A 22,286-nucleotide genomic window follows, 5' to 3' on the forward strand; every position below is an offset into this window, starting at 1 on the left:
ACTCGCTTCTTGTAATTAGGCTTCCGCGATCGGCGGAACGGAACGGGGCTGGCGATCCTCGCCGATCGCCACGAAGGTAAAGGTCGCCTGGGTCACGCGATAGGATCGGTCGTCATGTCGCGCACGACGCCACGCTTCTACCGCAATCTTCATCGACGTGCGCCCAACGGATTTGAGGGTAGCGAACACCGAAACCTCGTCGCCGACCACGACCGGGCGCAGGAACGTCATGCCCTCTACCGCGATCGTCACGGCACGGCCATGGCTGTAGCGCGCGGCTACCGATCCTGCCGCCGAATCCATCAGGCTCATCAACCAACCGCCGAAAATATCCCCATAGGGATTGGTATCGGCGGGCATGGCGATGACCCGCACCGCCGGGTGATGCTCCGGCGGCTGCTCATCGACGAACGGCATCAGGCCAACATGCCGATCGGGTTTTCGATCAGTTCCTTGAACGCCTTCATCAACCGCGCCCCATCGGCGCCGTCGATAGCGCGATGGTCGAAGCTGCCGGTAGCCGACATGACCGTCGCGATCTGCAAGCTGTCATCGACCACGAACGGCCGCTTCTCGCCCGCGCCGATCGCCATGATCATGCCTTGGGGCGGGTTGATGACCGCTTCGAACTGCTTGATGCCGAACATGCCCATGTTGGACAGCGAAGCCGTGCCGCCCTGATATTCTTCCGGCTTGAGCTTGCCGTCCTTGGCGCGGCTGGCCAGATCCTTCATCGCGTCGGAGATGGCGGCGACGCCCTTGCTGCCTGCATCCGTGATGATCGGCGTGATGAGACCACCGGGGATCGACACCGCGACAGAAATATCGGCGCGCTTGAACTGCAGCATCTGGTCGCCCGCAAACTGGACGTTGCATTCCGGCACTTCGGTCAATGCGACGCCCAACGCCTTGATCAACAGGTCATTGACCGACAGCTTGACCTTGCGGCTGGCCAACCCGGCATTGAGTTCGCCGCGCAGCTTGAGCAGTTTGTCGAGCTGGATATCGACCGTCAGGTAGATGTGCGGCACCTGCTGCTTGGATTCGGTCAGGCGGCGCGCGATCGTCTTGCGCATGCCGCTCAGCTTCACGACCTCGTGCGGAATGCCGAAATCCTGCGCGCCGGTCGGCGCAGCCGGTGCCGGGGCCGCCGGAGCCTTTTCGGCAGGGGCGGCAGCAGGCGCAGCGGCCGACTTGGCCGTGTCTGCCTTGGCCCCGTCCAGATCGCCCTTCACGATGCGGCCATTGGGACCGGAACCGGTGACCGCCGCCAGATCAATGCCCTTGTCCTGGGCCAGACGGCGCGCCAACGGGCTGGCCTTGACCCGACCCTCAGCGGGGGCAGCAGCGGCAGGCGCAGCCGCAGCCTTTGGCGCTGCGGCAGGCGCTTCGGCTTCCGCCTTGGCAGGTGCCGCCTCGACCTTGGGCGCAGCTTCGCCACCACCGGCAGCGATGGTCGCGACGTCCTCGCCTTCTTCCGCGATGATCGCGATCACGGTGCCGACCTTCACGCCCTCGGAGCCTTCCGATACCAGGATCTTGGCGATCACGCCTTCATCGACCGCTTCGAACTCCATCGTCGCCTTGTCGGTCTCGATTTCCGCCAGCAGATCGCCGGACGATACCGTATCCCCTTCCTTGACCAGCCATTTAGCCAGCGTCCCTTCCTCCATGGTGGGGGACAAAGCGGGCATCTGGATCGTCTTGCTCATGCGTTCTAGGCCTCTTCTTCAATTATGCGGCACGCGCCATTTGCTGTTCGTTTTCACGCATTCGCCGGAACGGTCAAGGGACGCCTTGCGCCAAAGCCGATTATGGCCCACATTTCACCCCTATGGTTCGTTCGGTCCGATTGACCGAACGGCATGGCCATCAAATCTTTGCAGGGGCAATATTCAGTGCGGGCATATCTGGTTGTCGTGGACGAATCGCCGGAGGCTGAAACCGCGCTGCGCTTCGCCGCGCGACGCGCGGCCAAGACCGGCGGCACCGTCCGCATTCTCGCCCTGATTCCGCCGGCCGAATTTGTCCAGTGGGGCGGCGTACAGGCGACGATGGAGGATGAAGCGCTGCAACGCGCCGAGGCGCTGGTGACCAGTGCAGCCGGAACATTGATGGATGAATCCGGCATACGTCCCAGCATCACCGTCCGCCAGGGCGAAGCCGTCGCCGTCGTGCGCGAAACACTCGACGAAATGGACGATGTCGCCGCGCTGGTATTGGGTGCCGCCGCCAGCGGTCCGCCCGGCCCTCTGGTGTCACATTTTGCGGGAGCAGACGCAGGTCGAATGCCCTGCCCCATCATGGTCATCCCCGGCGCGCTCGACGCGGAATCGATCGACCGCTTGAGCTAGAGCGTCGATCCATCCACCGTCATTCCCGCGAAAGCGGGAACCCATCTCCCAACTTCACATTACCGCTTATGCTTGCCCCGCTTCGCCCCCATATGCCGGATGTTGATCGGCCGCCCGCGATGGCTGCCCGGCCGCGTCCGGTCCCGCTTCATCGGCCCGCCGCGCGGCGCGGGATGATCGGGCAGCTCGAAGCGTAGCGATCCGTTGATCGGGTCAGCCTCGGCCAACCGCAGTTCCAGCCGCTGGCCGACCGTATAGCGATCACCGCTCTCGACGCCTTCCAACGCTTTGCCCGCCTCGTCATAGAAAAAGCGTTCCGCGCCCATGGTCGAAACCGGCACCAGCCCATCACCGCCGAGGCCATCGACAGTGGCGAAGAAGCCGAAATTCTGAACCCCGGTAATCCGCGCCTTGACCAGTTCGCCGACATGGGTGGCTAGGAACGCGGCGACATAGCGATCGACCGTATCGCGTTCGGCCTCCATCGCGCGCCGTTCATGGCCGGAGATCATCTCTCCGACCTTGCCCATATTCTCATAATCCTCCTGGCTGAGCGAGGATCGGTCGGGGATGGTCCCGCCCTTGGGCGCGGGTAGTTCCAACCCATAAGCCCCCACCAGCGCACGATGGACCAAAAGGTCGGCATAGCGGCGGATCGGCGAGGTGAAATGGCCATAGGAGCCAAGCGCCAGGCCGAAATGCCCCATATTCTGCGGACTATAATAGGCCTGGGTCTGGCTGCGCAAAATCTGCTCCATGATCTGCGGCTTGGCTTCCGCTTCCCCCACCCGCTTGATCAGATGGTTGAACGTCGCGGGCCGGATCACCTGCCCCAGCGCAAATTCAATGTCGAACGTCGCCAGATATTCCTTGAGCGCCACCAGCTTGTCGCGGCTTGGCGGTTCATGGACGCGGTACATGACCGGCGCCTTCTTCGCTTCCAGCGCCTTGGCCGCCGCGACATTGGCCGCGATCATATAATCCTCGATCAGCATATGCGCATCGAGCCGTTCGCGGACAGCGACGCTGACGATCTTGCCCCATTCGTCCAGCACCACCCGCCGTTCGGGCAAGTCGAGCGCCAATGGCTCGCGCGCCAGCCGCGCCTTGTGCAACAGTGCCCAGCAAGCCCATAGCGGCTTGAGCGCCGTTTCGAGCAGATCATGCTGGCCCGTGCCGTCGATCGCCGCCTGCGCATCCTCATAGGCCATGACCGACGCAACGCGGATCACCGCGCGGCTAAAGCGCCAGGCCGTCACCTTCCCCTGCGCATTGATGGTCAGGTGGCACGCCATCGCCGCCCGGTCCTGTCCGGCCCGAAGCGAACACATGTCCGACGATAGCTGATGCGGTAGCATCGGTACGACAAGGTCAGGAAAATAAACACTATTTCCGCGCTTGCGTGCCTCCCGATCGAGCGCGCTGCCGGGGCGTACATAGTAGCTGACATCGGCAATGGCGACGATCGCGCGAAACCCGCCACTATTGTCCGGGTCGCTGTCCGCTTCCGCCCACACCGCATCGTCATGATCGCGCGCATCCACCGGATCAATCGCGACGATCGGCAAGTGGCGCAAGTCTTCGCGCTTCTCCTCATGCAGCGGCAGGGCAGCGGCGACCAGCGCCTCTTCCTCCGTCGCTTCGGGAAAGACATGGGGGATGCCATGTTTGTGAATGGCGATCAGACTGAAGCTGCGCGGGGCGAAGGGGTCGCCCAATATGTCAGTCACCCGCGCAGAAATGCGCGGCGGGCGGCCGGAAGGCTCGGCCAGCACGAGGTCGCCCTTCTTGGCGGTGCCCGCGTCGCTGATCGGCGTATCCTTGCGGATGCGCTTGTCCACCGGGCGCAGCCATAATTTGCCGTCGGCCATCTCCTCGACCACGCCCAGCAGCATTTCGGTCGCCTTGGCGAGCTTCTTCATCGGATGCGCGACCCAGCCACGCCCCGCTTCCTCGGTCCGTGCCAGGATGCGATCGCCGATGGTCAGCGCGCCGCGCTTGCCGCGCTCCACGATGCGCAGGCGCGGCGCGGGCTGGCCTTCGGCCTCCCACCGTTCGGGCGTCGCGATCAGCGTCGTGTCATCGACATCAATGATCCGCAGCACCGTCACCTTGGGCACGCCGCCCAGCTTGTGAAAGGCGCGCGCGGGGCCAAGGTCGATCAGCCCTTCGTCGGCCATATCCTTGAGCAGCGCCTTGAGCGCGATCTTCTCCTGCCCCTTGAGGCCGAAGGCCTTGGCGATCTCCCGCTTGCCCGCGGGCTGGTCCGATGTGGTGATGAAATCCATCACCTGATCGCGCGTCGGGAAGCCTGCGGGGCGGACCTTGTCCGGTGTCTTGTGCTTTTGGGTTGATGCCATGCACTTAGCTATAGGCACGCCGCCCGCGTGACGCCAGTGCTCTGGTCCGAACCGATGCTCGACCACCCTGTTGCCATCGTTCCTTATTTGTTCTAATCTTGGTCATGACCATCGAAAAGGGCAGAGGCGCGACCGTCAACGGCGAAAGCCAACGCTTCAATCTACCGCAGCGGGCGGTCGATGGCGACTGGCTCGACCTGGCCATGCTGGAAGGCGCACTCCCGCGACTCCGCACCGAAGTCACGGTCGAACGGTCACGCACCATCATCGCCCGCAACGCCTCTCCCGACATCGGTTTCGACAGATCCATCAACGCCTATCGCGGCTGTGAACATGGCTGCATCTATTGCTATGCGCGGCCCAGCCACGCCTATCATGACCTGTCACCGGGGCTGGATTTCGAAACCAAGCTCTTCGCCAAGCCGGATGCAGCAGCCCTGCTGCGCACCGAACTGGCCAGGAAAAATTACAGCGTCGCGCCGATCGCGATGGGGACCAATACCGATCCCTATCAACCGATCGAAAAGGACTGGCGGATCACGCGGCAGGTGCTGGAAGTGCTGGTCGAAACGCGGCACCCGACCTTCATCACGACCAAGTCCGATCGCATCCTGCGCGACATTGATCTGCTGGCGGACCTGGCCCGCGACAATCTGGTGGCGGTCATGATTTCCGTCACCACGCTCGACCCCAAGGTCGCCCGCACGCTGGAACCCCGCGCACCCCATCCCGAACGGCGGCTGGAGGCGATCGCGCAACTGGCGCAGGCGGGCATTCCCGTGACAGCCAACATGTCGCCGATCATCCCCGCCATCAACGACCATGAAATCGAAAGCCTCGTCGCCCGTGTCGCAGCGGCGGGCGCGCGAGATATCAACTATATCCTCGTCCGCCTACCGCATGAGGTGGTGCCGCTGTTTCGCGCCTGGCTCGACGCGCATCATCCCGACCGCGCGGCCAAAGTAATGGCCATCATCCGCGACCTGCGCGGCGGGCGCGATAATGACCCCAATTTCGGCAGCCGGATGCGTGGGCAAGGCGTGTGGGCCGACCTGATCCGCAGCCGCTTCGTCAAGGCCCGCCGGAAGGCCGGCTTTGGCGACGAGCGGCTGACCTTGCGCACCGACCTGTTCCGCCCGCCCGAAGGCGCGCAGCTGCGGCTCTTTTAATCAGCCCACCAACCGCATGCCCGACCGGCGGGTGCGCGTCTTATAGCCGTCCGCCTTCACGTCCATCCGCTCGAAGCGATGGATGGTCAGACCCCGGATAGCCCCGATTGCATCTACTTGATCCGCGCCCAGGCTGAACCTGTCGCCCAAGAAGACGCGCGCCGCCTGGCCATCGCTGACCGGCGCGCGCAGGAAGATTTCGCTGCGCCCGCCTTCGGCCTGCCCCAATATCTCCGCCAATTTGGCAACCGCCTCCGCCGTTTCCACATCGACCGTCAATTCCATGCGCGAGGCACTGGCGATCTGGCGGAAAGGTTCGACGCCGCGCACCGTGACGCGCGGCGTTTCCTCGCCCGGTAGCCGGTCCAGTTCGACAACCAGCAAGGCGCAATCACCGTCGCGCGCCAATTCCTCGATCGCCTTACAGGCATCCTCCTCGAAACAACTGGCCTGAAACTGGCCGCTACTGTCGGAGAAGGTGGCGTTGGCATAACGCGCGCCGCGCTTGGTTTCGCGCCAGCGCACATCTTCCACCATGGCCGCCATGATGGTCATGACGCGCCCTTCCTCGTTCGGCATGCCCACCGGCTGCTGACAGACCGCGCCATAGCTGCGCGCACCACGCGCATCGGCCAGATGGCGGTAGCGATCGACTGGATGGGCGGAGAAATAGAAGCCGAACGCCTCCTTTTCCTGCGCCATGCGATCGGACACGGTCCAGGCCTGATGCGGGGGAATGCGGACATCGGCATGGGGCGTCTCAACGTCGCCGAACAGGCCGCCCTGCCCGCTCTCCCGCGCCTGCGCCGCACTGACGCCCACAGCCAGAATCGTTTCCGCCGCCGCATGGACTCCCGCGCGATCGGGATGGACATCATCGAACGCCCCCGCCGCCGCCAGGCTTTCCAACTGACGCCGGTTGAGCAGGCGCGGTTCGATGCGGTCAGCGAAATCGTCCAGCGATTTGAATGGCCCGGCCGCATCGCGCTCCGCGACCAACTGGTCCATCGCCTTCTCGCCCACGCCTTTGAGGCCACCCAGCGCATAGCGCACGGCAAAGCCCAAACGGGGGTCTTCGCCTTCATAAGGCACCGCCTCGACCGAAAAGTCCGCCTGGCTGCGGTTGATGTCGGGCGCAAGGCAGGTCAGCCCCATGCGGCGCATATCATCGACGAAGATCGTCAGCTTGTCGGTCAGATGAATATCGAAAGCCATCGACCCGGCGTAAAATTCCGCCGGATAATGCGCCTTAAGCCAGGCCGTCTGGTAAGCAAGCAACGCATAGGCGGCGGCGTGGCTCTTGTTGAAACCATAGCCTGCAAATTTGTCGATCAAGTCGAACAGTTCGTTCGCCTTGGCCTTGGGAATGTCGCTCTTGGCGGCGCAGCCTTCGACGAAGCGCGAGCGCTGCGCGTCCATCTCGGCCTTGACCTTCTTGCCCATGGCGCGGCGCAACAGGTCGGCATCGCCAAGGCTGTAGCCCGCCAAGATCTGCGCGGCCTGCATCACCTGTTCCTGATAGACGAAGATGCCATAGGTTTCTTCGAGGATCGGTTTCAGCAATATGTGGGGATATTCGATCGCCTCCTGCCCGTTCTTGCGACGGCCGAACATCGGAATATTGTCCATCGGGCCGGGACGGTAGAGCGAGACGAGCGCGATGATGTCGCCGAAATTGGTCGGTCGGACGGCGGCCAGCGTCTTGCGCATGCCTTCCGATTCCAACTGGAACACGCCCACGGTGTCGCCACGCTGAAGCAGCTCGTAGACGGCACTATCGTCCCAGGCGAGGGTATCGAGATCGACCGTCACCCCACGCGCCGCCAGCAACTGAACCGCCTTTTGCAGCACCGACAGCGTCTTCAAGCCCAGAAAGTCGAACTTCACCAGGCCAGCGCCCTCGACATATTTCATGTCGAACTGGGTGACGGGCATGTCGGACCGAGGATCGCGATAGAGCGGCACGAGCTGCTGCAACGGTCGGTCGCCAATCACCACGCCCGCCGCATGGGTGGAACTGTGGCGCGGGAAGCCCTCCAGCTTCATCGCATAGTCGATCAGCCGTTTGACCTGCGCATCATTGTCATATTCCGCGCGGAACTCGGCAACGCCGTTCAAGGAGCGTTCCAGCGTCCAGGGGTCGGTCGGGTGGTTGGGCACCAGCTTGGCAAGGCGATCTACCTGGCCATAGCTCATCTGCAGAACGCGGCCGGTGTCCTTCAACACGGCGCGGGCCTTCAATTTTCCGAACGTGATGATCTGCGCGACATGATCGACGCCATATTTCTGCTGGACGTAACGGATCACCTCCCCGCGCCGGGTTTCGCAAAAGTCGATGTCGAAGTCGGGCATCGACACACGTTCCGGGTTCAGGAAGCGTTCGAACAGCAGGCCCAGTTGCAGTGGATCAAGGTCGGTGATCAGCAGCGCCCAGGCAACGACCGACCCGGCACCCGAACCACGGCCCGGACCCACCGGAATATCATGATCCTTGGCCCATTTGATGAAGTCGGCGACGATCAGGAAATAGCCGGGAAAGCCCATCTGGATGATGATGTCCGTCTCGAACTGGAGCCGGTCCAGATAGGGCTGACGGGCGGCACTGTCGATAATACCCAGCTTGGCGAGCCGCGCATCAAGGCCTGCGCTCGCCAAGTCGCGCAGCATCCGCGCCTCGCCCTCAATGTCACCTGCCAAGCTCGGAAGGATCGGCTTGCGCTTGGGTGCGGCGACCGCGCAGCGTTGCGCCACGACCAGCGTGTTGGCGAGCGCTTCGGGCAGATCCTCGAACAGCCGCTTCATCTCGCCGGTCGGCTTCATCCAGGCGTCGGGCGAACTGGTGCGCCGGTCGGGCATATCGACATAGGCGCTATCGGCGATGCAGAGCATGACGTCATGCGCCGCGTGGAAATGCGGCTCGGTAAAGCAGGTCGGATTAGTAGCCACCAAAGGCAGGTCGCGCGCATAGGCCAGATCGAGAAGATGCGGCTCGGCCTTACCCTCGACGGGATCGAGGCGGCGACACAGTTCGATATAGAGCCGGTCAGGAAACAAGGCTTGTAGCTGGTCGGCATAGGCAAAAGCCGCGTCCGGCTGATCCTCGGCAAAGAGGCGCGCCAACGCCCCCTCCCCACCTGCGGTCAGCGCGATCAAGCCCTCGGTGCGGCCCTCCAGCACGTCGAGGCCGACATGGGGCACTTCTTCCAAGGGCCGGTCGAGATGCGCCATGGAAACGAGCGCGCAGAGATTGTCATAGCCCGTCGCATCCTGCGCATAGAGGGCAAGCCAGTCATGGACCGCTGACGCATTGGCCGGGCGGCCAGGCCGCAGGATGCCGAGCATCGCGCCGATGATCGGCTGCACCCCGTCGCTCTTGCAGGCGTCGGAAAAGGCCATCGAGCCATAAAGGCCGTTGCGGTCGGTGATGGCGGCGGCAGGAAAGCCCAGCGCCTTGGCCTGTTTGGCGATGACCTTGGGGTCGATCGCGCCTTCTAGCATGGTGTAGGAGGAGAAGATACGAAGGGGAACGAAAGCGGCATGAGGCATGGCCCCAATATGCACCTGCCGCGATTCGACGCCAGCCCCCTGCCGATCATTCTTCGAAATCGCATATTGATCTTGCGTTCGCGGCGTCCTGCTGGTCAAATTCCGCGACAAACAGGGAGAAGGCCATCATGACGGACATGAACCCGGTTTCCACGCCCCCCGGACTAATCGACAGGGCGAAATCCATATTGATCAAACCCAAAAGCGAATGGGAGGTCATCGACGCCGAACCTGCCAGCGTCGGCAGCATCTTCATTGGCTATGCGATGATCCTGGCCGCGATACCACCGCTGGCCGGGCTGATTGGTGGCCAGATGTTCGGCTATGGCGCGCTTGGCATCATGTTCCGGCCATCGCTGGTCGGCGCCGTCGGCAGCGCCATTGCCCAATATGTGTTTTCGCTGATCGGCCTGTTCGTGCTGGCCTGGCTGATCAACATGCTGGCACCCCGGTTCGGCGGCCAGAAGGATATGGTCAAGGCGGTCAAGGTGGCGGCCTATTCGGCGACGGCAAGTTGGCTGGCCGGGATATTCCTGCTGCTGCCGATGCTCGGCATATTGAGTATATTGGGGCTCTACAGCCTCTATCTCCTGTATCTCGGCCTGCCGCGATTGATGCGGGCACCAGCCGACAAGGCCATGCCTTATACGGTCGTGACGATCGTCGCCGCCATATTGCTGTCCCTCCTTGCCGGTGCTGTCGCTGCGCCCTTTTCGCGATTGGCCGCGCCGTCGTTGGGCGACTCCACAGTCGATGGGCAAATGACCATTCCGGGTGTCGGCACGGTCGATCTGGGCAAGCTCGACGCCGCCGGCAAGAAGATGGAGGAAGCCGCGCGCAAGATGGAGGACGCGGCCAAGACTGGCGCGCCCGCCGTCGCCCTTTCCCCGTCCGCGCTACAGGCGTTGCTGCCTGACCGAATCGGCCAGTTCGAGCGGACCGAAATCGAAAGCGCGGGAATGGCTGGCGGCGCGCAGGCCAGCGCACGTTATCGGGCAGGCGACGACGAAATGAAGGTGGAAATCATCGACATGGCGGCGATGGGCGCGATGACCGGGATCGGCGCAGCGTTCAACGTCCAGTCCAACCGCGAAACAGCGACCGGCTATGAGCGCACCCAGACGGTCGATGGACAGTTGGTCAACGAAAGCTGGGATAAGGAAAGCCGCGACGGCAAATATGCGACGAGCATTGCCAATCGCTTCATGCTGTCCGCCAGCGGCACCGTGGCCAATATCGACGAACTCAAGTCTGCGGTACAGACGATCGGCCCGGAGAAGCTGGCCGCATTGGCGCAGTGATAGACAAGGCGCGACACCCCTGTTGGTGTCGCGCCTTGCCTTAATGTTGTTCCAGCCGTCCTTCGTGCAGGCGAACCACCCGGTCCATCTTCAACGCCAGCCGTTCATTATGGGTGGCGACCAGCGCCGCCGAACCTTCCCCACGGACCAGCCCTAAAAATTCGGCAAGAACGATGTCGGCGGTGCGCTCGTCCAGATTGCCGGTCGGCTCGTCGGCCAGCACCAGCGCGGGGCGGTTGGCGAGCGCGCGGGCGACGGCAACGCGCTGCTGCTCGCCGCCTGACAATTGGCTGGGGCGATGGTCGAGCCGGTGGCCGAGACCAAGTGCGGTCAGCAGCGATTCGGCACGCGCCTTGGCTGCGCCCATGTCCACGTCGCGGATTACCTGCGGCAGGATCACATTCTCGGCCGCGTTGAAATCGGGCAGCAGATGGTGGAACTGATAGACGAAACCCAGTGCGTCACGGCGCAGGCGGGTGCGGCCGTCATTGTCGAGCTTGGCCGCTTCCTCGCCGCCGATACGGATCGAACCGTCGAACCCGCCCTCCAGCAAACCCACTGCCTGGAGCAGCGTCGATTTGCCCGACCCCGATGGCCCCAGCAAAGCCACGATCTCGCCCGGCCCCACATTGAGGTCGACGCCGCGTAGCACCTCGATCGTGACGCCGCCCTGGGTGAAGCTGCGGGTGAGGCCCGTGACCTTCAATATGTCATTCATAACGCAGCACCTGGACCGGATCGGTATTGGCGGCCTTGAAGGCCGGATAAAGGGTGGCAAGGAAGCTGAACACCAGCGCCATGATGCAGATGCTGGCGATTTCCACCGGATCAGGCTGCGATGGCAGTTCGGTCAGGAAGCGGATCGAGGGATCCCAGAGATTTTGCCCCGTCACGAACTGGATCGCGTTGACGATCCCCTGGCGGAAGAAGAGGAAGGTGAAGCCCAGCACCATGCCCGCCACCATGCCCAGCGTGCCGATGGTGACGCCCACGGTCATGAAGATCTTGACCAGGCCGATCCGGCTGGCCCCCATCGTCCGCAGGATGGCGATGTCGCGCGTCTTGGCGCGGACCAGCATGATGAGCGAGGAAAGGATGTTGAACACGGCGACCAGCACGATGATCGAGAGGACGACGAACATCGCGATACGCTCGACCGCCAGCGCCTCGAACAGCGAAGCGTTCATCTGTCTCCAGTCGGTGACAACGGCACGTCCCGCGACTTTTGCCGCCAATGGCTGCAATATCTGGCCCACCCGATCGGCATCGACCGTCTCGACCTCGATCATGCCGACCACGTCGCCGAGCAGCAGCAACGTCTGCGCATCCTCGATCGGCATGACCACCATGGCCTTGTCATAGTCATAAACGCCAACTTCGAAGATGGCGGCGACCTGATAGGCGACCTGGCGCGGCACCGTGCCGAACGGGGTGGCCCGACCGGCCGGATTGATGATGGTCAGGCTGTCGCCCAACTGGATGCCGAGATTTTCCGCCAGCCGCGAACCAATGCCGATACGGCTGCTATTGGCGGTCAGGTTATTAAGCGTGCCCGCCAGCACCTTGCCCTTGAGCGTCTTGTTGGTGCGGATGTCGGGCACCGTCATGCCGCGCACCAGCACGGCCTCCACCCGGCCGTTGAAGGTGGCGAGCAGGGGCTGTTCGATCATCGGCGTGGCGTTGGTGACGCCGGGCGTCGCCCTCGCCTGCGCCAACACCGACTGCCAGTCCGGCAGGCGCCCGCCATAGCCCTGCACCACCGCATGGCCGTTCAGCCCCACAATCTTGTCGAACAGTTCGGCGCGAAAGCCGTTCATGACGCTCATCACGATGATGAGCGCGGCGACGCCGAGCATCACCGCAGCCAGGCTGATGCCGGCAACAAGAAAGATGAACCCCTCCCCCTTGCCGGGCAAAAGGTAGCGCTTGGCGATCATGCGTTCGTAGCGGGAAAGAATCATGTGGCGCGGACGGCCCCTGTGGAAGGATAGGCTGATCGTCTAGGCATGGCGGGGCCGAACGGCAAGCATTGCCAGATTGTTGCATCACGGCCACAGGGCGCACCGCAAAATCACAGACGGCCCATTTTGCCCGTGACTCCGGCCCGCCGCAGTCATAGCAAGACCCTAGAAGCACAGGTAAAAGGCCGTGGTTCAGGGATACTGCATCCCGCTTCGAGCTTAGGGGGCTGAGAAGCGGTTGAGGCAGACCAAGGGGGAGACGAGCAATCGTCTATGAAGCGCCCGGATCGTGAAAACACGATCCGGGCGCTTTTTATTTGTCCTTCGCGCCAAACGATCACCATTGGACAAAAGGTCCAAGGGCCGCATTTTTCTGTGTGTCTCACGCCCGTTTCGCCCTCTTGAAACCTCCGGGCACAAAACCATATCCACGCTGTCCAGCCGCCATATGGGGTTGGGCGCAGTATCGCCGGACGCCTGTTTCGGGTCCGGCACGTTCATTTTGCTCTTTGGGAGATTATGACAATGCGTGCATTTGACCTTACCCCCTATCGTCGTTCCACCGTCGGTTTCGATCGTCTGTTCGACCTGATCGAAAACAATGCCCGGTTGAGCCAGGGTGACAATTACCCGCCGTTCAACATCGAGCGCCTGTCGGAGGATCGCTATCGCGTGACGCTGGCGGTTGCCGGTTTTCGTCCCGACGAGATCGACATCACCGCACAGCAGAATTTGCTCCAGGTGATCGGTCGCAAGGATGAAGGGTCGGCTTCGGATCGGTCCAAATATCTGCATGTCGGCATCGCCAACCGCAGCTTCGAGCGGCGGTTCGAACTCGCCGATTTCGTGCGGGTGGAAAAGGCCGACCTGGCCGATGGCCTGCTGGTGATCGACCTGCTGCGCGAAGTGCCCGAAGCGATGAAGCCCAAGAAGATCGCCATCAATGGCGGTCAGCTTGTGGAGATCACCGCCAAGGACCGCGACGCCGCCTGAGCGGCGGAATGACGTAAGCCTGTGGGGCGCGGCCTTTGCGAAGGCCGCGCCCTTTTCTATATCTCGACCTGGCTGCCCAGCTCGACCACGCGGTTGGTGGGCAGGCGGAAGAATTCCATCGCGCTTTCCGCGTTGCGGAGCATCCAGGCGAAGATTTTTTCGCGCCATAGCGGCATGCCCGGTTTGGACGACGGCAGCAGGGTTTGCCGCGCCAGGAAGAAGCTGGTGTCCATCATCTTGAACGCCTGGCCACAGCCCGACACATTCTTGAGCGCGGCGGGCACATCGGGTTCCTGCATGAAGCCATATTGCAGCACCATGCGGAAGAACCCCCGGCCCAGATCCTCCAGCTTGCACCGGCCGTCATCCTCGACCACCGGCACATCCTTGATCTTGACCGTCAGCAGGATGACCCGCTCGTGCAGCACCTTGTTATGCTTGAGGTTGTGGAGCAGCGCATGAGGCACGCCATCGGGCGTCGATGTCATGAAGACCGCCGTGCCGGGCACACGCACCGCGCTGTTGGCGGCGGACGCCACGAACACCGGGATCGGCATGGCGGCTTCGCGCAAACGATCCTGCACCAAGCGGCGACCGCGTGACCAGGTGGTCAGCAGAGTGAAGATGATGAAGCCGATCAGCAGCGGGAACCAGCCGCCATCGGGCACCTTGGTCAGGTTCGCCGCGAGATAGGCCCCATCGACGATGTAGAAAACGGCCAGTACCGGCGCGGCATAATACCATTTCCAGTTCCACAGCCGGTACAGCACGACGGTCAGCAGGACGTTGTCGATGAACATCGCACCAGTGACCGCGATACCATAGGCGGCGGTCAGGTTGGATGAGGTCTTGAAGGTCAGCACCAGCAGGATGACCATCACCATCAAGCCCCAGTTGACGAGGGGGATGTAGATTTGGCCAGCCGTCGCCGCGCTGGTATGCGCAATCCGCAGGCGCGGCATGAAGCCGAGCTGGATCGCCTGTTGCGTCACCGAGAAGGCCCCGGAAATGACCGCTTGCGACGCGATGATCGCCGCCATCGTCGCCATGGCGACCAGCGGTAACTGTGCCCATTGCGGTGCCAGATTGTAGAAGGGGCTGTCGAGCGCCGCCGCGCCTTCGCGGAAGAGCAGCGCGCCCTGGCCCATATAGTTGAGCATCAGCGCGGGCAGCACGAAGGCGAGCCAGGACACGCGGATCGGATTGCGGCCGAAATGGCCCATATCGGCATAAAGCGCCTCTGCCCCTGTCACCGCCAGCACGACCGCGCCCAGCGCCAAAAAGGCGGGCAGCGGATCGGTAACGAAGAACATGACGGCCCAATAAGGGTTGAAGGCGTAGAGGATGCCCGGCGTCTTGATGATCGACAATATGCCCAACGTCGCGATCGTCACGAAATAGAGCAGCATGATCGGCCCAAACAGCGTTGCAACCTTGTTCGTGCCCAGACCCTGTATCCAAAACAGGCCAACCAGAATCAGGATCACGACGGGTATGATCGCCGGGGCAAGAACCGGATTGTAGATGGCCAGCCCTTCGACCGCCGACAGGACCGAAACGGCGGGGGTAATCATCGAGTCGCCGTAGAAGAGCGCGGTCGCGAACACGCCGAGCAGGACGATGCCGCGCGACCAGCGCTGTGTCTTGGTCTGGCCGTTGATCAGCGCCAGCAGCGCCAGGCTGCCGCCTTCGCCCTTATTATCGGCGCGCATGATGATGCTGACATATTTCAACGTCACCACCAGCATCATCGACCAGAACATCAGGCTGATAACGCCCAATATATGGTCGGGATCGAGGGTCAGTTCATGGTGCCCGGCAAATGTCTCGCGAAAGGCGTAGAGCGGGCTGGTGCCGATGTCGCCAAAGACGATGCCGATCGCGCCGACCACCAGTTTGACGGTGGCCTTCTGCCGGGCATGGCCGTGGCCTGTTTCTTCCTCGCCGGACGTTGGCGCGGTGTTGGGAAGCAGGTCAGCCATGCAGGAAAAACGCAATGGTCATACTGTGTCGACATCCGTTGAGAGGCGATGACGGACAATCCTGCCACCCCACAAACCGCCGCGCCCTATCATGCCCACCAGGGGTGCGCAATGCGACGCTTTGTGCCTAGGGTGCGACCGTTCCATCCTGAGCCAGAAGGGCGTCGATACGCGCGATGTTGGCTTGAAGTTCCGCCTTGATCCGGCTGCCTTCGGGCGCGCTCTCTGCCAGCGGTGCCCACATTCCACGCGCGGCCTGCAACTGGTTGTTGCGCGCCAGGGCAAGCCCGTAGAAATACCGGGGGGCAAGGCCATCGGCATCGAGCGCCATGGCACGCCGAAACGCAAAATCCGCGCCCGGCGACAATATGCCATCGGCATGGGCGACGAGCGCATTGCCGAGACCGAGCCACAGCGTGGCGTCATCGGGCCTGGCGCGCAGGCCCGACAGCAGGATGTTGGCGGCGTCCTTGGTCTTGCCCTGACGACCAAGTCCATCGGACAGGATCAACCATTGCCCGGTCGGGCCAAAGCGTTCGCCGAGGTTGCGCCGTTCTTCGGCCAACTTCTCGTCAAACTGGCCTTCGACCGGCTTGGTCGAACGCAGCGCACCGGCGAGGCCGGGATTACCCTGCCACGCATAACCCGCCAGCCCCAGCAGGAGCGCGGCCGCGCTGATCTCCCGCGCGGAACGGGGAATGCGACCGAGCAGCAGCATGGCGAGGAAGGCCAGTGCCGCGAGGCCGAAGGCGAGGAACCATCCGGTCATGACCGCGCCTTTCGCTTGATCCGGCCACGCAGCAGCAGCAGGCCGAGGCCAAGCAGCAGCAACGGCGCGCCCCAGAGCGGCCAGAGAATGGGGGCGGCGGTGGGCTCGTAGCTGACCCAGTCGCCATAGCGGGCGATCAGCCAGGTGCGGATCGCTTCGGGTTGCTCGCCCGCCATGATCCGTTCGCGGATTTGCGAGCGCATGTCACCGGCCATGCTAGCATTGCTGTCGGCGATCGACTGGCTCTGGCAGGTGAGGCAGCGGATGGTTTCCATCAGCGCCTTGGCCTTGCGCTCTTGTGCGGGGTCGGCGAGTTGCCGATCGGCCCAGGGCGCAGGCGGCAGCGCGGTCTGGGCAGCGAGCGGGGTCACGATCAGCGCGAAGAGGAACGCGAGGATGAGTCTCATTGCGCGGCCCTCAGCTTTTCGAGGATCATCGGCACATCGTCGGCGCGGATGTCGCCGATATGCTGGTAGGCGATGCGCCCCTTGCCATCGATGACGAAGGTTTCAGGCACGCCGGACGATCCGAGCGCGATCTGGACGGCGCTGCGGGCGTCGAGGCCGATGCGGGCATAGGGATTGCCGTAGCGGGCGAGGAAGGCATCGACATCTGGCCGGGCGTCGCGGATGGCGATGGCGTCGATCGGGACACCGGCCTGTTTGAGCGCCAGCAACTGCGGCGCTTCGGCGGCACAGGGGACGCACCAACTGGCGAAGATATTGAGCAGACGCGGCTGGCCGGTCGCCATCTGCGCGCTGGCGAGCGGCGGCCGGTCGCTGGCGGCAGCGGGCAGCGTGAAGGCCGGGAGCGGCTGGCCGACCAGGCGGGAATGGATGACGCGGTCGTCGGGCTGGAACAAGCCGCTGGCGAACAGGGCGATGAAGCCGAGGAAAAGTCCAAGCGGCAGCCAGATCAGGAGCTTTCTCATGCAGTCGCCGCCCTGGCGCGCCACTTCATCAACCAGCCGCGCCGTTCGCGGCCGAGCAGCGCAAGGAAGCCACCCAGCGCGATCAGGATGCCGCCGAACCAGATGAGGGTGACAAAGGGCTTCCACCAGATGCGCAACTGCCAGCGGCCACCTTCGACCTCTTCGCCCAGCACGACGTAAAGCTGGCCGTTCCAGCGGGTGAGCAAAGCGGCCTCGCTGGTGGTGGTCGGGGGCGAAGCGAAGAAGCGGGACTGGGGGTGGATCATCACCGGGCGACCGCCGCGACGCACCTCCATGTCGGCTTGAAGCGCGGTCCAGTTATCGCCCGCGATGGGTTGGATCTGTACGAATCGCAGTTGCCAGCCTGCGGTCTGGATCATGTCGCCAGGGCGGGCGGCGACCAGCTTCTCGACCGTGAAGGCGGAGTCGCTGGCCATGCCGCCCAAGCTGACGGCACAGCCGAGATGCGCGATGACCATCCCATAGGTGAAGAGCGGGGTGCGGCGCAGATTGCGTTTCCACAACGGCGCAAGGCTGGCGACGCCGACGGCTCCGGCGATGACGAGGCCGAGGAAGGGCAGGATACCGATGCGGCCCCAAGCCAAAACGGACAGCGAAGCGGACAAGGATAGCGCTATGAGAAAGGGGATTAACAAACGTTTGGTCACCACCCGCGCATCGTCCCTGCGCCAGCGCACCAGCGGCCCGACGGCCATGGCGATCATCAGCGCCAGCGCGATCGGCCCGGCGATCCGGTCGAAATAGGGCGCGCCGACCGAGACCTTGTGGCCGAAGGCTTCGGTCATCAGCGGATAGAGGGTGCCAATCAGGACCAGACCCAATATGACCGTCAGCAGCAAGTTATTGATAACCAACATGGTTTCGCGGCTGACCAGTTCGAATGGCGCACCTTCGCGCACGGCACCGATGCGCCAGCCGAACAAAGCCAGCGCGCCGCCGATATAGAGGGCGAGCAGGCCGAGGATGAAGCTGCCGCGTTCCGGGTCCACCGCGAAAGCGTGGACGCTGGTGAGGATGCCTGAACGCACAAGGAAGGTGCCGACCATCGACATGGAAAAGGCGACGACCGCCAGCATGACCGTCCAGGCACGCAGGGCATCGCGGGTCGCCAGCACGGTAACGCTGTGGAGTAAGGCCGTCGCGGCGAGCCAGGGCATCAGCGAGGCGTTTTCGACCGGGTCCCAGAACCACCAGCCGCCCCAGCCCAATTCATAATAGGCCCAATAGCTGCCCGCTGTGATGCCCAGCGTCAGCATGACCCAGGCGGCCAGCACCCAAGGGCGCATCGCGCGGGCAAAGGCGGCATCGACCTGCCGCGTCAGCAGCGCGCCGATAGCGAAGGAGAAGGCGACCGAGAGGCCGACATAGCCGATGTAGAGGGTCGGCGGATGGAAGGCGAGACCGGGATCTTGCAACAGCGGGTTCAGCCCCTGCCCGTCCGCTGGGGCCGGGGCGATGCGGGCAAAGGGGTTGGAGGAGAAGAGCAGGAAAGCGTAGAAACCAAGGCTGATTGCTGCCTGCCCGCCCAGCGTCGCCATATGGGTATCGCGGCGCAGCGCGCGTTCGAACAGAGCGACGGCGGCCCCGGCAACGCCCATGACCGTAACCCAGAGCAGCATCGAGCCTTCATGATTGCCCCAGGTGCCCGCGAATTTATAGAGCCACGGCTTGGCCGAATGGCTGTTGGTCGCGACTAGCAGCACCGACATGTCCGAGCGCAGGAAAAGCGTGACGAGCGCGATGAAGGCGATGGCGGTCAACACGCCCTGTGCCACGGCGGCAGGACGCACAGCGGCGAGCAGGTCGGGCTTGTTGCCCTTGAGGCCCGTGAAAGCGAGGACAAGTTGCAGCAGCGCGAGCGCAGCGGCGAGCCAGAGCGCGGCGAGGCCGATTTCGGCGATCATGGGGTCTTATCCACGCAAAAAAGACCCTCCCCCTGTGGGGGAGGTGGCTGGCCGCAGGCCAGACGGAGGGGTCTCCCGCTATCGAGAGCGTGACACCCCTCCGTCAACGCTTCGCGTTGCCACCTCCCCTGCCAGGGGAGGATGAGAATATCGCGCAGCCTCACTGATCCACCTCGATCTCGCGGGTGGTTTCATTGTAGCTCATGCCTTCCAACTCGCGCGGCATATAGCGTTCGTCATGTTTGGCGAGCAGGTTGGTGGCGATGAAGGTGCCTTTGGCGTCGAACGATCCTTCGGCGACGACGCCGCTGCCCTCCTTGAACAGGTCTGGCGCGATGCCGCTGAATCTGGCGGGGACGGTCGCCTTGCCATCAGTGACATCGAAAGTGATGGTGATGCCATCGGCCCCGCGCTTGAGGCTGCCCTTGACCACCATGCCGCCCAGGCGGATCGCCTTACCGGGTTCGACACCCTTGGTCTTCACATCGCCCGGCGCATAGAAATAGGCAGCCTCATCCTTGAGCGCGGACGCCGCCAGCAGGCCGGCACCGATGAGCGCGACCAGCGCGGCGAGCGCGAGGATCAGCCGTTGATGCTTGGCCTTCATGCGCGGTCCGCCAATTGTTCAGCCTGGGCCTCGGCACGGCACATCGCGCGCCAGCTTTGCCAGCTTGCCGCTGCCGTGCCCAGCAAGGTGACCGCATAGGCGGCGATGACGAAGGTCCATTGCTGCATCGGGGTCACCCTCTCGCGAGACGCTGCATGCGCGCCTCGACCTTGTTCTGCGCCAGGATCGCGCGCATCCGCATCAGTATGATTGCGCCGAACCAGAGCGTAAAGCCGAGCAGCGTCAGGCCGAGCGGCCACAGGATCGCCATGTCGATGCTGGAACCGCGCATCGTGATCGACGGCCCCTGATGCAAGCTGTTCCACCACACGACCGAGCGGTTGATGATCGGGATATTGACCGCGCCGACGAGGCCGAAGATGGCGGTGACGGTGCTGACGCCGCCCTGCCCGGCCCCTTGGCGAACGCTGGCATTGGCGAGCGCGATATAGCCAAGATAGAGGAACAGCAGGACCAGCATGGAGGTCATGCGCCCGTCCCATTCCCACCAGGTGCCCCAGGTCGGGCGGCCCCAGATCGATCCGGTGGCAAGGCAGATGGCAGTGAACAGCGCACCGGGCGCGGCGATCGCGCGGCCTGCCACGGCGGCGAGCGGATGCCGCCACACCAGTTGCATCAGCGCTGCGATGGCGATGCCTGTCCAGCCGCCCATGCCGAGCCAGGCGGCAGGCACATGGATGTAGAGGATACGCACCGTCTGCCCCTGCAAATAGTCGGCAGGCGTCAGCCACAGGCCGCAGGCGCTGCCCGCCAGCAACAGGGCAAGCCCCGGCCAGAACAGCCAGCCCGTCAATGGGCGCGCGATCTTGAGGAAGCGGGCGGGATTGGCGAAACGATGCATCAGGGCTGCGTCTGTAGCGGGGCATGAAGGGCAAAGCCAGTGGGGCGTTTTGCGGATGGACGGGGATTTGGGAAGCGCAGCGACGAGATTGACAATCCGCGCTTACTTCGTCGATAGCCAGACCCATCGGGCCGGCACGGACGCCCGGTCAGACGGAGTCCGTCCAAGTCCGTTCCATTCGCCGCGCCTGCGGCGTGAGGAGCGTTAGATGACCGACCCGATTGCCGACATACAGCCGCCGCGCATCAGCCTGATCGCGCTGTTCCTTAAATTCCTGCGGTTCGGGGTACTCGCCTTTGGCGGGCCGGTGGCGCAGATCGCGATGGTGCGGCAGGCCTTGGTCGAGGAGGAGCACTGGATCACGTCCGGGCGCTTCAACCGGTTGCTCGCGGTGTTGCAGATATTGCCCGGACCCGAAGCACATGAGCTGTGCGTCCATCTGGGGATGATGGCGCGCGGGCGGCTGGGCGGGCTGCTTGCCGGGCTGGGCTTCATGCTGCCGGGACTGGCGCTGATGATGGTCGCGGGATGGCTTTATGTCGGCTGGATCGCAGGCAATGCAGGACTCGCGGGCGTGTTGCTTGGCGTGCAGATCGTGGTGCTGGCCATCATCTTGCGGGCCGTCGTGCGGATTGGTCAGCATATCATCGAGGATCGGATGCTGGCGGTAATTGCCATGGTGGCGCTGGTCTCGACGCTGGTGGATGTGCCATTCTGGGTCATATTGATCGCGGGCGGAGTCGCCTATGCGCTGGCCGACAGGCCGGTGATCGCCGCGCTAGTGCTGATCGTGCCGGTCGTCGGCGCAGGGATGATCGGCCATTTTGCGGGTGAGGCAGAGACGGCCGCGCCGATGGTAGCCGCTGCGCCCGCGACCGTGGCGATGCTGTTCATCGCGGGGTTGAAGGGTGGCCTGCTGACCTTTGGTGGCGCCTATACCGCCATCCCCTATGTCCGCGCCGATACGGTCGGGCGCGGGTGGATCAGCGATTCGGCGTTCCTCGACGGGATCGCGCTGGCAGGGATATTGCCTGCGCCGCTGGTCATCTTTGCGACGTTCGTCGGCTATGTTGCGGGCGGGCCGGTCGGCGCGCTGGCGGTGACGGCAGGGATGTTCCTGCCGGCCTTCGCCTTTTCGATGATCTTCTTCGAACGGCTGGAAGCAGTGGTCGAAAATCCGGCGCTGCACCGGATGCTGACCGGCGTAGCGGCGGCCGTAGTGGGCGTCATCGCCGCGACATTCGTGCAATTGGCCCAGGCGACGGGCGCGCGGGTGGACAAGCCGGTCTTCGCGATCCTGCTGTTCATGGCCGCTTTGGCCGTGGCTTGGCGGGTCAAGGGGACATGGGTGACGCCCGCGATCGTCGCTGGCGGGGCACTGGCCGGATGGCTGATCGCGCCGTGATGACGGGGTCCGGCGGTGCAGTCCCCGCGGAGCGAAATCGCGCCTCGACGCTTTTTTGTGACAGGAGGGCGACAAAGCGGCTTGGAGTGACTATATGCGCGCTCAACGACGGCCCCTGGAT

At 63.7% G+C, this 22,286-nt stretch carries 19 protein-coding genes; 5 read left to right on the forward strand and 14 right to left on the reverse strand.

The window, feature by feature from the left end; translation table 11 throughout:
• Nucleotides 1-15 precede the first annotated feature (15 nt).
• Nucleotides 16-417 carry an acyl-CoA thioesterase gene (locus V2I08_RS11975; RefSeq protein WP_037474587.1) on the reverse strand — a complete coding sequence of 134 codons (402 nt, stop codon included), beginning with the start codon at nt 415-417 and terminating at the stop codon, nt 16-18.
• Nucleotides 417-1,712, reverse strand: a complete 1,296-nt coding sequence (locus tag V2I08_RS11980; RefSeq protein WP_349635308.1) for a pyruvate dehydrogenase complex dihydrolipoamide acetyltransferase — start codon at nt 1,710-1,712, stop codon at nt 417-419. Before V2I08_RS11980 ends, V2I08_RS11975 begins: the two co-directional genes overlap by 1 nt.
• 186 nt (nt 1,713-1,898) lie before the next feature.
• On the opposite strand from V2I08_RS11980, the gene V2I08_RS11985 reads away from it, so the two are divergent.
• Nucleotides 1,899-2,354, forward strand: coding sequence for a universal stress protein (locus V2I08_RS11985; RefSeq protein WP_069067086.1), 456 nt, complete (start codon nt 1,899-1,901; stop codon nt 2,352-2,354).
• Nucleotides 2,355-2,413: 59 nt separating this feature from the next.
• On the opposite strand, the gene rnr is transcribed toward V2I08_RS11985, so the two are convergent.
• Complete coding sequence (gene rnr, locus V2I08_RS11990) at nt 2,414-4,714, reverse strand: ribonuclease R (RefSeq protein ID WP_349635309.1); 2,301 nt, start codon at nt 4,712-4,714, stop codon at nt 2,414-2,416.
• A 104-nt stretch (nt 4,715-4,818) separates the two neighbouring features.
• Here rnr and V2I08_RS11995 point away from each other — a divergent pair, with 104 nt between their 5' ends.
• The gene (locus V2I08_RS11995; protein WP_349635310.1) at nt 4,819-5,883 is read left to right on the forward strand and encodes a PA0069 family radical SAM protein; all 1,065 of its coding nucleotides are present in this window, start codon (nt 4,819-4,821) and stop codon (nt 5,881-5,883) included.
• Here the strand turns inward: V2I08_RS11995 and dnaE are convergent, their stop codons facing one another.
• Entirely contained in the window at nt 5,884-9,429 is a 3,546-nt protein-coding gene (dnaE, locus tag V2I08_RS12000) for a DNA polymerase III subunit alpha (protein WP_349635335.1), read from the reverse strand.
• A 128-nt stretch (nt 9,430-9,557) separates the two neighbouring features.
• On the opposite strand from dnaE, the gene V2I08_RS12005 reads away from it, so the two are divergent.
• Nucleotides 9,558-10,730 (forward strand): Yip1 family protein, encoded by a 1,173-nt coding sequence (locus V2I08_RS12005; RefSeq protein ID WP_349635311.1) that lies wholly within the window; start codon nt 9,558-9,560, stop codon nt 10,728-10,730.
• 40 nt (nt 10,731-10,770) lie between these two features.
• On the opposite strand, the gene V2I08_RS12010 is transcribed toward V2I08_RS12005, so the two are convergent.
• A complete protein-coding gene (locus tag V2I08_RS12010; RefSeq protein WP_349635312.1) occupies nt 10,771-11,448 on the reverse strand; it encodes an ABC transporter ATP-binding protein in 678 nt (225 codons plus the stop codon).
• On the reverse strand, nt 11,441-12,691 hold the full coding sequence (locus V2I08_RS12015) for a lipoprotein-releasing ABC transporter permease subunit (RefSeq protein ID WP_349635313.1): 1,251 nt from the start codon (nt 12,689-12,691) through the stop codon (nt 11,441-11,443). Before V2I08_RS12015 ends, V2I08_RS12010 begins: the two co-directional genes overlap by 8 nt.
• A 519-nt stretch (nt 12,692-13,210) precedes the next feature.
• Here V2I08_RS12015 and V2I08_RS12020 point away from each other — a divergent pair.
• A complete protein-coding gene (locus tag V2I08_RS12020; protein ID WP_171899275.1) occupies nt 13,211-13,684 on the forward strand; it encodes an Hsp20 family protein in 474 nt (157 codons plus the stop codon).
• Between the two features lie 56 nt (nt 13,685-13,740).
• On the opposite strand, the gene V2I08_RS12025 is transcribed toward V2I08_RS12020, so the two are convergent.
• From V2I08_RS12025 to ccmC, 8 genes are all read right to left on the reverse strand, one after another.
• Nucleotides 13,741-15,666 carry a potassium transporter Kup gene (locus V2I08_RS12025; RefSeq protein WP_349635314.1) on the reverse strand — a complete coding sequence of 642 codons (1,926 nt, stop codon included), beginning with the start codon at nt 15,664-15,666 and terminating at the stop codon, nt 13,741-13,743.
• A gap of 127 nt (nt 15,667-15,793) precedes the next feature.
• Entirely contained in the window at nt 15,794-16,435 is a 642-nt protein-coding gene (locus V2I08_RS12030; protein WP_349635315.1) for a cytochrome C biosynthesis protein, read from the reverse strand.
• Nucleotides 16,432-16,842, reverse strand: a complete 411-nt coding sequence (locus V2I08_RS12035; protein ID WP_349635316.1) for a cytochrome c-type biogenesis protein — start codon at nt 16,840-16,842, stop codon at nt 16,432-16,434. Before V2I08_RS12035 ends, V2I08_RS12030 begins: the two co-directional genes overlap by 4 nt.
• On the reverse strand, nt 16,839-17,366 hold the full coding sequence (locus tag V2I08_RS12040; protein ID WP_349635317.1) for a redoxin family protein: 528 nt from the start codon (nt 17,364-17,366) through the stop codon (nt 16,839-16,841). The genes V2I08_RS12035 and V2I08_RS12040 overlap by 4 nt, the downstream gene beginning before the upstream one ends.
• Nucleotides 17,363-19,291, reverse strand: a complete 1,929-nt coding sequence (locus tag V2I08_RS12045) for a heme lyase CcmF/NrfE family subunit (RefSeq protein WP_349635318.1) — start codon at nt 19,289-19,291, stop codon at nt 17,363-17,365. The genes V2I08_RS12040 and V2I08_RS12045 overlap by 4 nt, the downstream gene beginning before the upstream one ends.
• A 160-nt stretch (nt 19,292-19,451) precedes the next feature.
• Nucleotides 19,452-19,898: a cytochrome c maturation protein CcmE gene (gene ccmE / locus V2I08_RS12050; protein ID WP_349635319.1), complete on the reverse strand. Its 447-nt coding sequence runs from the start codon at nt 19,896-19,898 to the stop codon at nt 19,452-19,454.
• Nucleotides 19,895-20,026: a hypothetical protein gene (locus tag V2I08_RS12055; protein ID WP_349635320.1), complete on the reverse strand. Its 132-nt coding sequence runs from the start codon at nt 20,024-20,026 to the stop codon at nt 19,895-19,897. The genes ccmE and V2I08_RS12055 overlap by 4 nt, the downstream gene beginning before the upstream one ends.
• Before the next feature lie 5 nt (nt 20,027-20,031).
• Nucleotides 20,032-20,760 carry a heme ABC transporter permease CcmC gene (gene ccmC / locus V2I08_RS12060; protein WP_349635321.1) on the reverse strand — a complete coding sequence of 243 codons (729 nt, stop codon included), beginning with the start codon at nt 20,758-20,760 and terminating at the stop codon, nt 20,032-20,034.
• A 208-nt stretch (nt 20,761-20,968) separates the two neighbouring features.
• On the opposite strand from ccmC, the gene chrA reads away from it, so the two are divergent.
• Nucleotides 20,969-22,165: a chromate efflux transporter gene (gene chrA / locus V2I08_RS12065; protein ID WP_349635322.1), complete on the forward strand. Its 1,197-nt coding sequence runs from the start codon at nt 20,969-20,971 to the stop codon at nt 22,163-22,165.
• Nucleotides 22,166-22,286 lie beyond the last annotated feature (121 nt).

Origin of the sequence: Sphingobium sp. MK2 (genome assembly GCF_040170545.1) — a bacterium.
Classification (GTDB): Bacteria; Pseudomonadota; Alphaproteobacteria; order Sphingomonadales; family Sphingomonadaceae; genus Sphingobium.

Coding starts and splice junctions, on each gene's coding strand:
- ccmC (WP_349635321.1), bottom strand. CDS start 20,760: ATGCATCGTTTCGCCAATCCCGCCCGCTTCCTCAAGATCGCGCGCCCA.
- V2I08_RS12015 (WP_349635313.1), bottom strand. CDS start 12,691: ATGATTCTTTCCCGCTACGAACGCATGATCGCCAAGCGCTACCTTTTG.
- dnaE (WP_349635335.1), bottom strand. CDS start 9,429: ATGCCTCATGCCGCTTTCGTTCCCCTTCGTATCTTCTCCTCCTACACC.
- V2I08_RS12040 (WP_349635317.1), bottom strand. CDS start 17,366: ATGAGAAAGCTCCTGATCTGGCTGCCGCTTGGACTTTTCCTCGGCTTC.
- V2I08_RS12035 (WP_349635316.1), bottom strand. CDS start 16,842: ATGAGACTCATCCTCGCGTTCCTCTTCGCGCTGATCGTGACCCCGCTC.
- V2I08_RS12025 (WP_349635314.1), bottom strand. CDS start 15,666: ATGGCTGACCTGCTTCCCAACACCGCGCCAACGTCCGGCGAGGAAGAA.
- V2I08_RS11995 (WP_349635310.1), top strand. CDS start 4,819: ATGACCATCGAAAAGGGCAGAGGCGCGACCGTCAACGGCGAAAGCCAA.
- V2I08_RS12030 (WP_349635315.1), bottom strand. CDS start 16,435: ATGACCGGATGGTTCCTCGCCTTCGGCCTCGCGGCACTGGCCTTCCTC.
- V2I08_RS12010 (WP_349635312.1), bottom strand. CDS start 11,448: ATGAATGACATATTGAAGGTCACGGGCCTCACCCGCAGCTTCACCCAG.
- V2I08_RS12005 (WP_349635311.1), top strand. CDS start 9,558: ATGACGGACATGAACCCGGTTTCCACGCCCCCCGGACTAATCGACAGG.
- ccmE (WP_349635319.1), bottom strand. CDS start 19,898: ATGAAGGCCAAGCATCAACGGCTGATCCTCGCGCTCGCCGCGCTGGTC.
- V2I08_RS12055 (WP_349635320.1), bottom strand. CDS start 20,026: ATGCAGCAATGGACCTTCGTCATCGCCGCCTATGCGGTCACCTTGCTG.
- V2I08_RS11980 (WP_349635308.1), bottom strand. CDS start 1,712: ATGAGCAAGACGATCCAGATGCCCGCTTTGTCCCCCACCATGGAGGAA.
- V2I08_RS12045 (WP_349635318.1), bottom strand. CDS start 19,291: ATGATCGCCGAAATCGGCCTCGCCGCGCTCTGGCTCGCCGCTGCGCTC.
- V2I08_RS11975 (WP_037474587.1), bottom strand. CDS start 417: ATGCCGTTCGTCGATGAGCAGCCGCCGGAGCATCACCCGGCGGTGCGG.
- V2I08_RS12020 (WP_171899275.1), top strand. CDS start 13,211: ATGACAATGCGTGCATTTGACCTTACCCCCTATCGTCGTTCCACCGTC.
- chrA (WP_349635322.1), top strand. CDS start 20,969: ATGACCGACCCGATTGCCGACATACAGCCGCCGCGCATCAGCCTGATC.
- rnr (WP_349635309.1), bottom strand. CDS start 4,714: ATGGCATCAACCCAAAAGCACAAGACACCGGACAAGGTCCGCCCCGCA.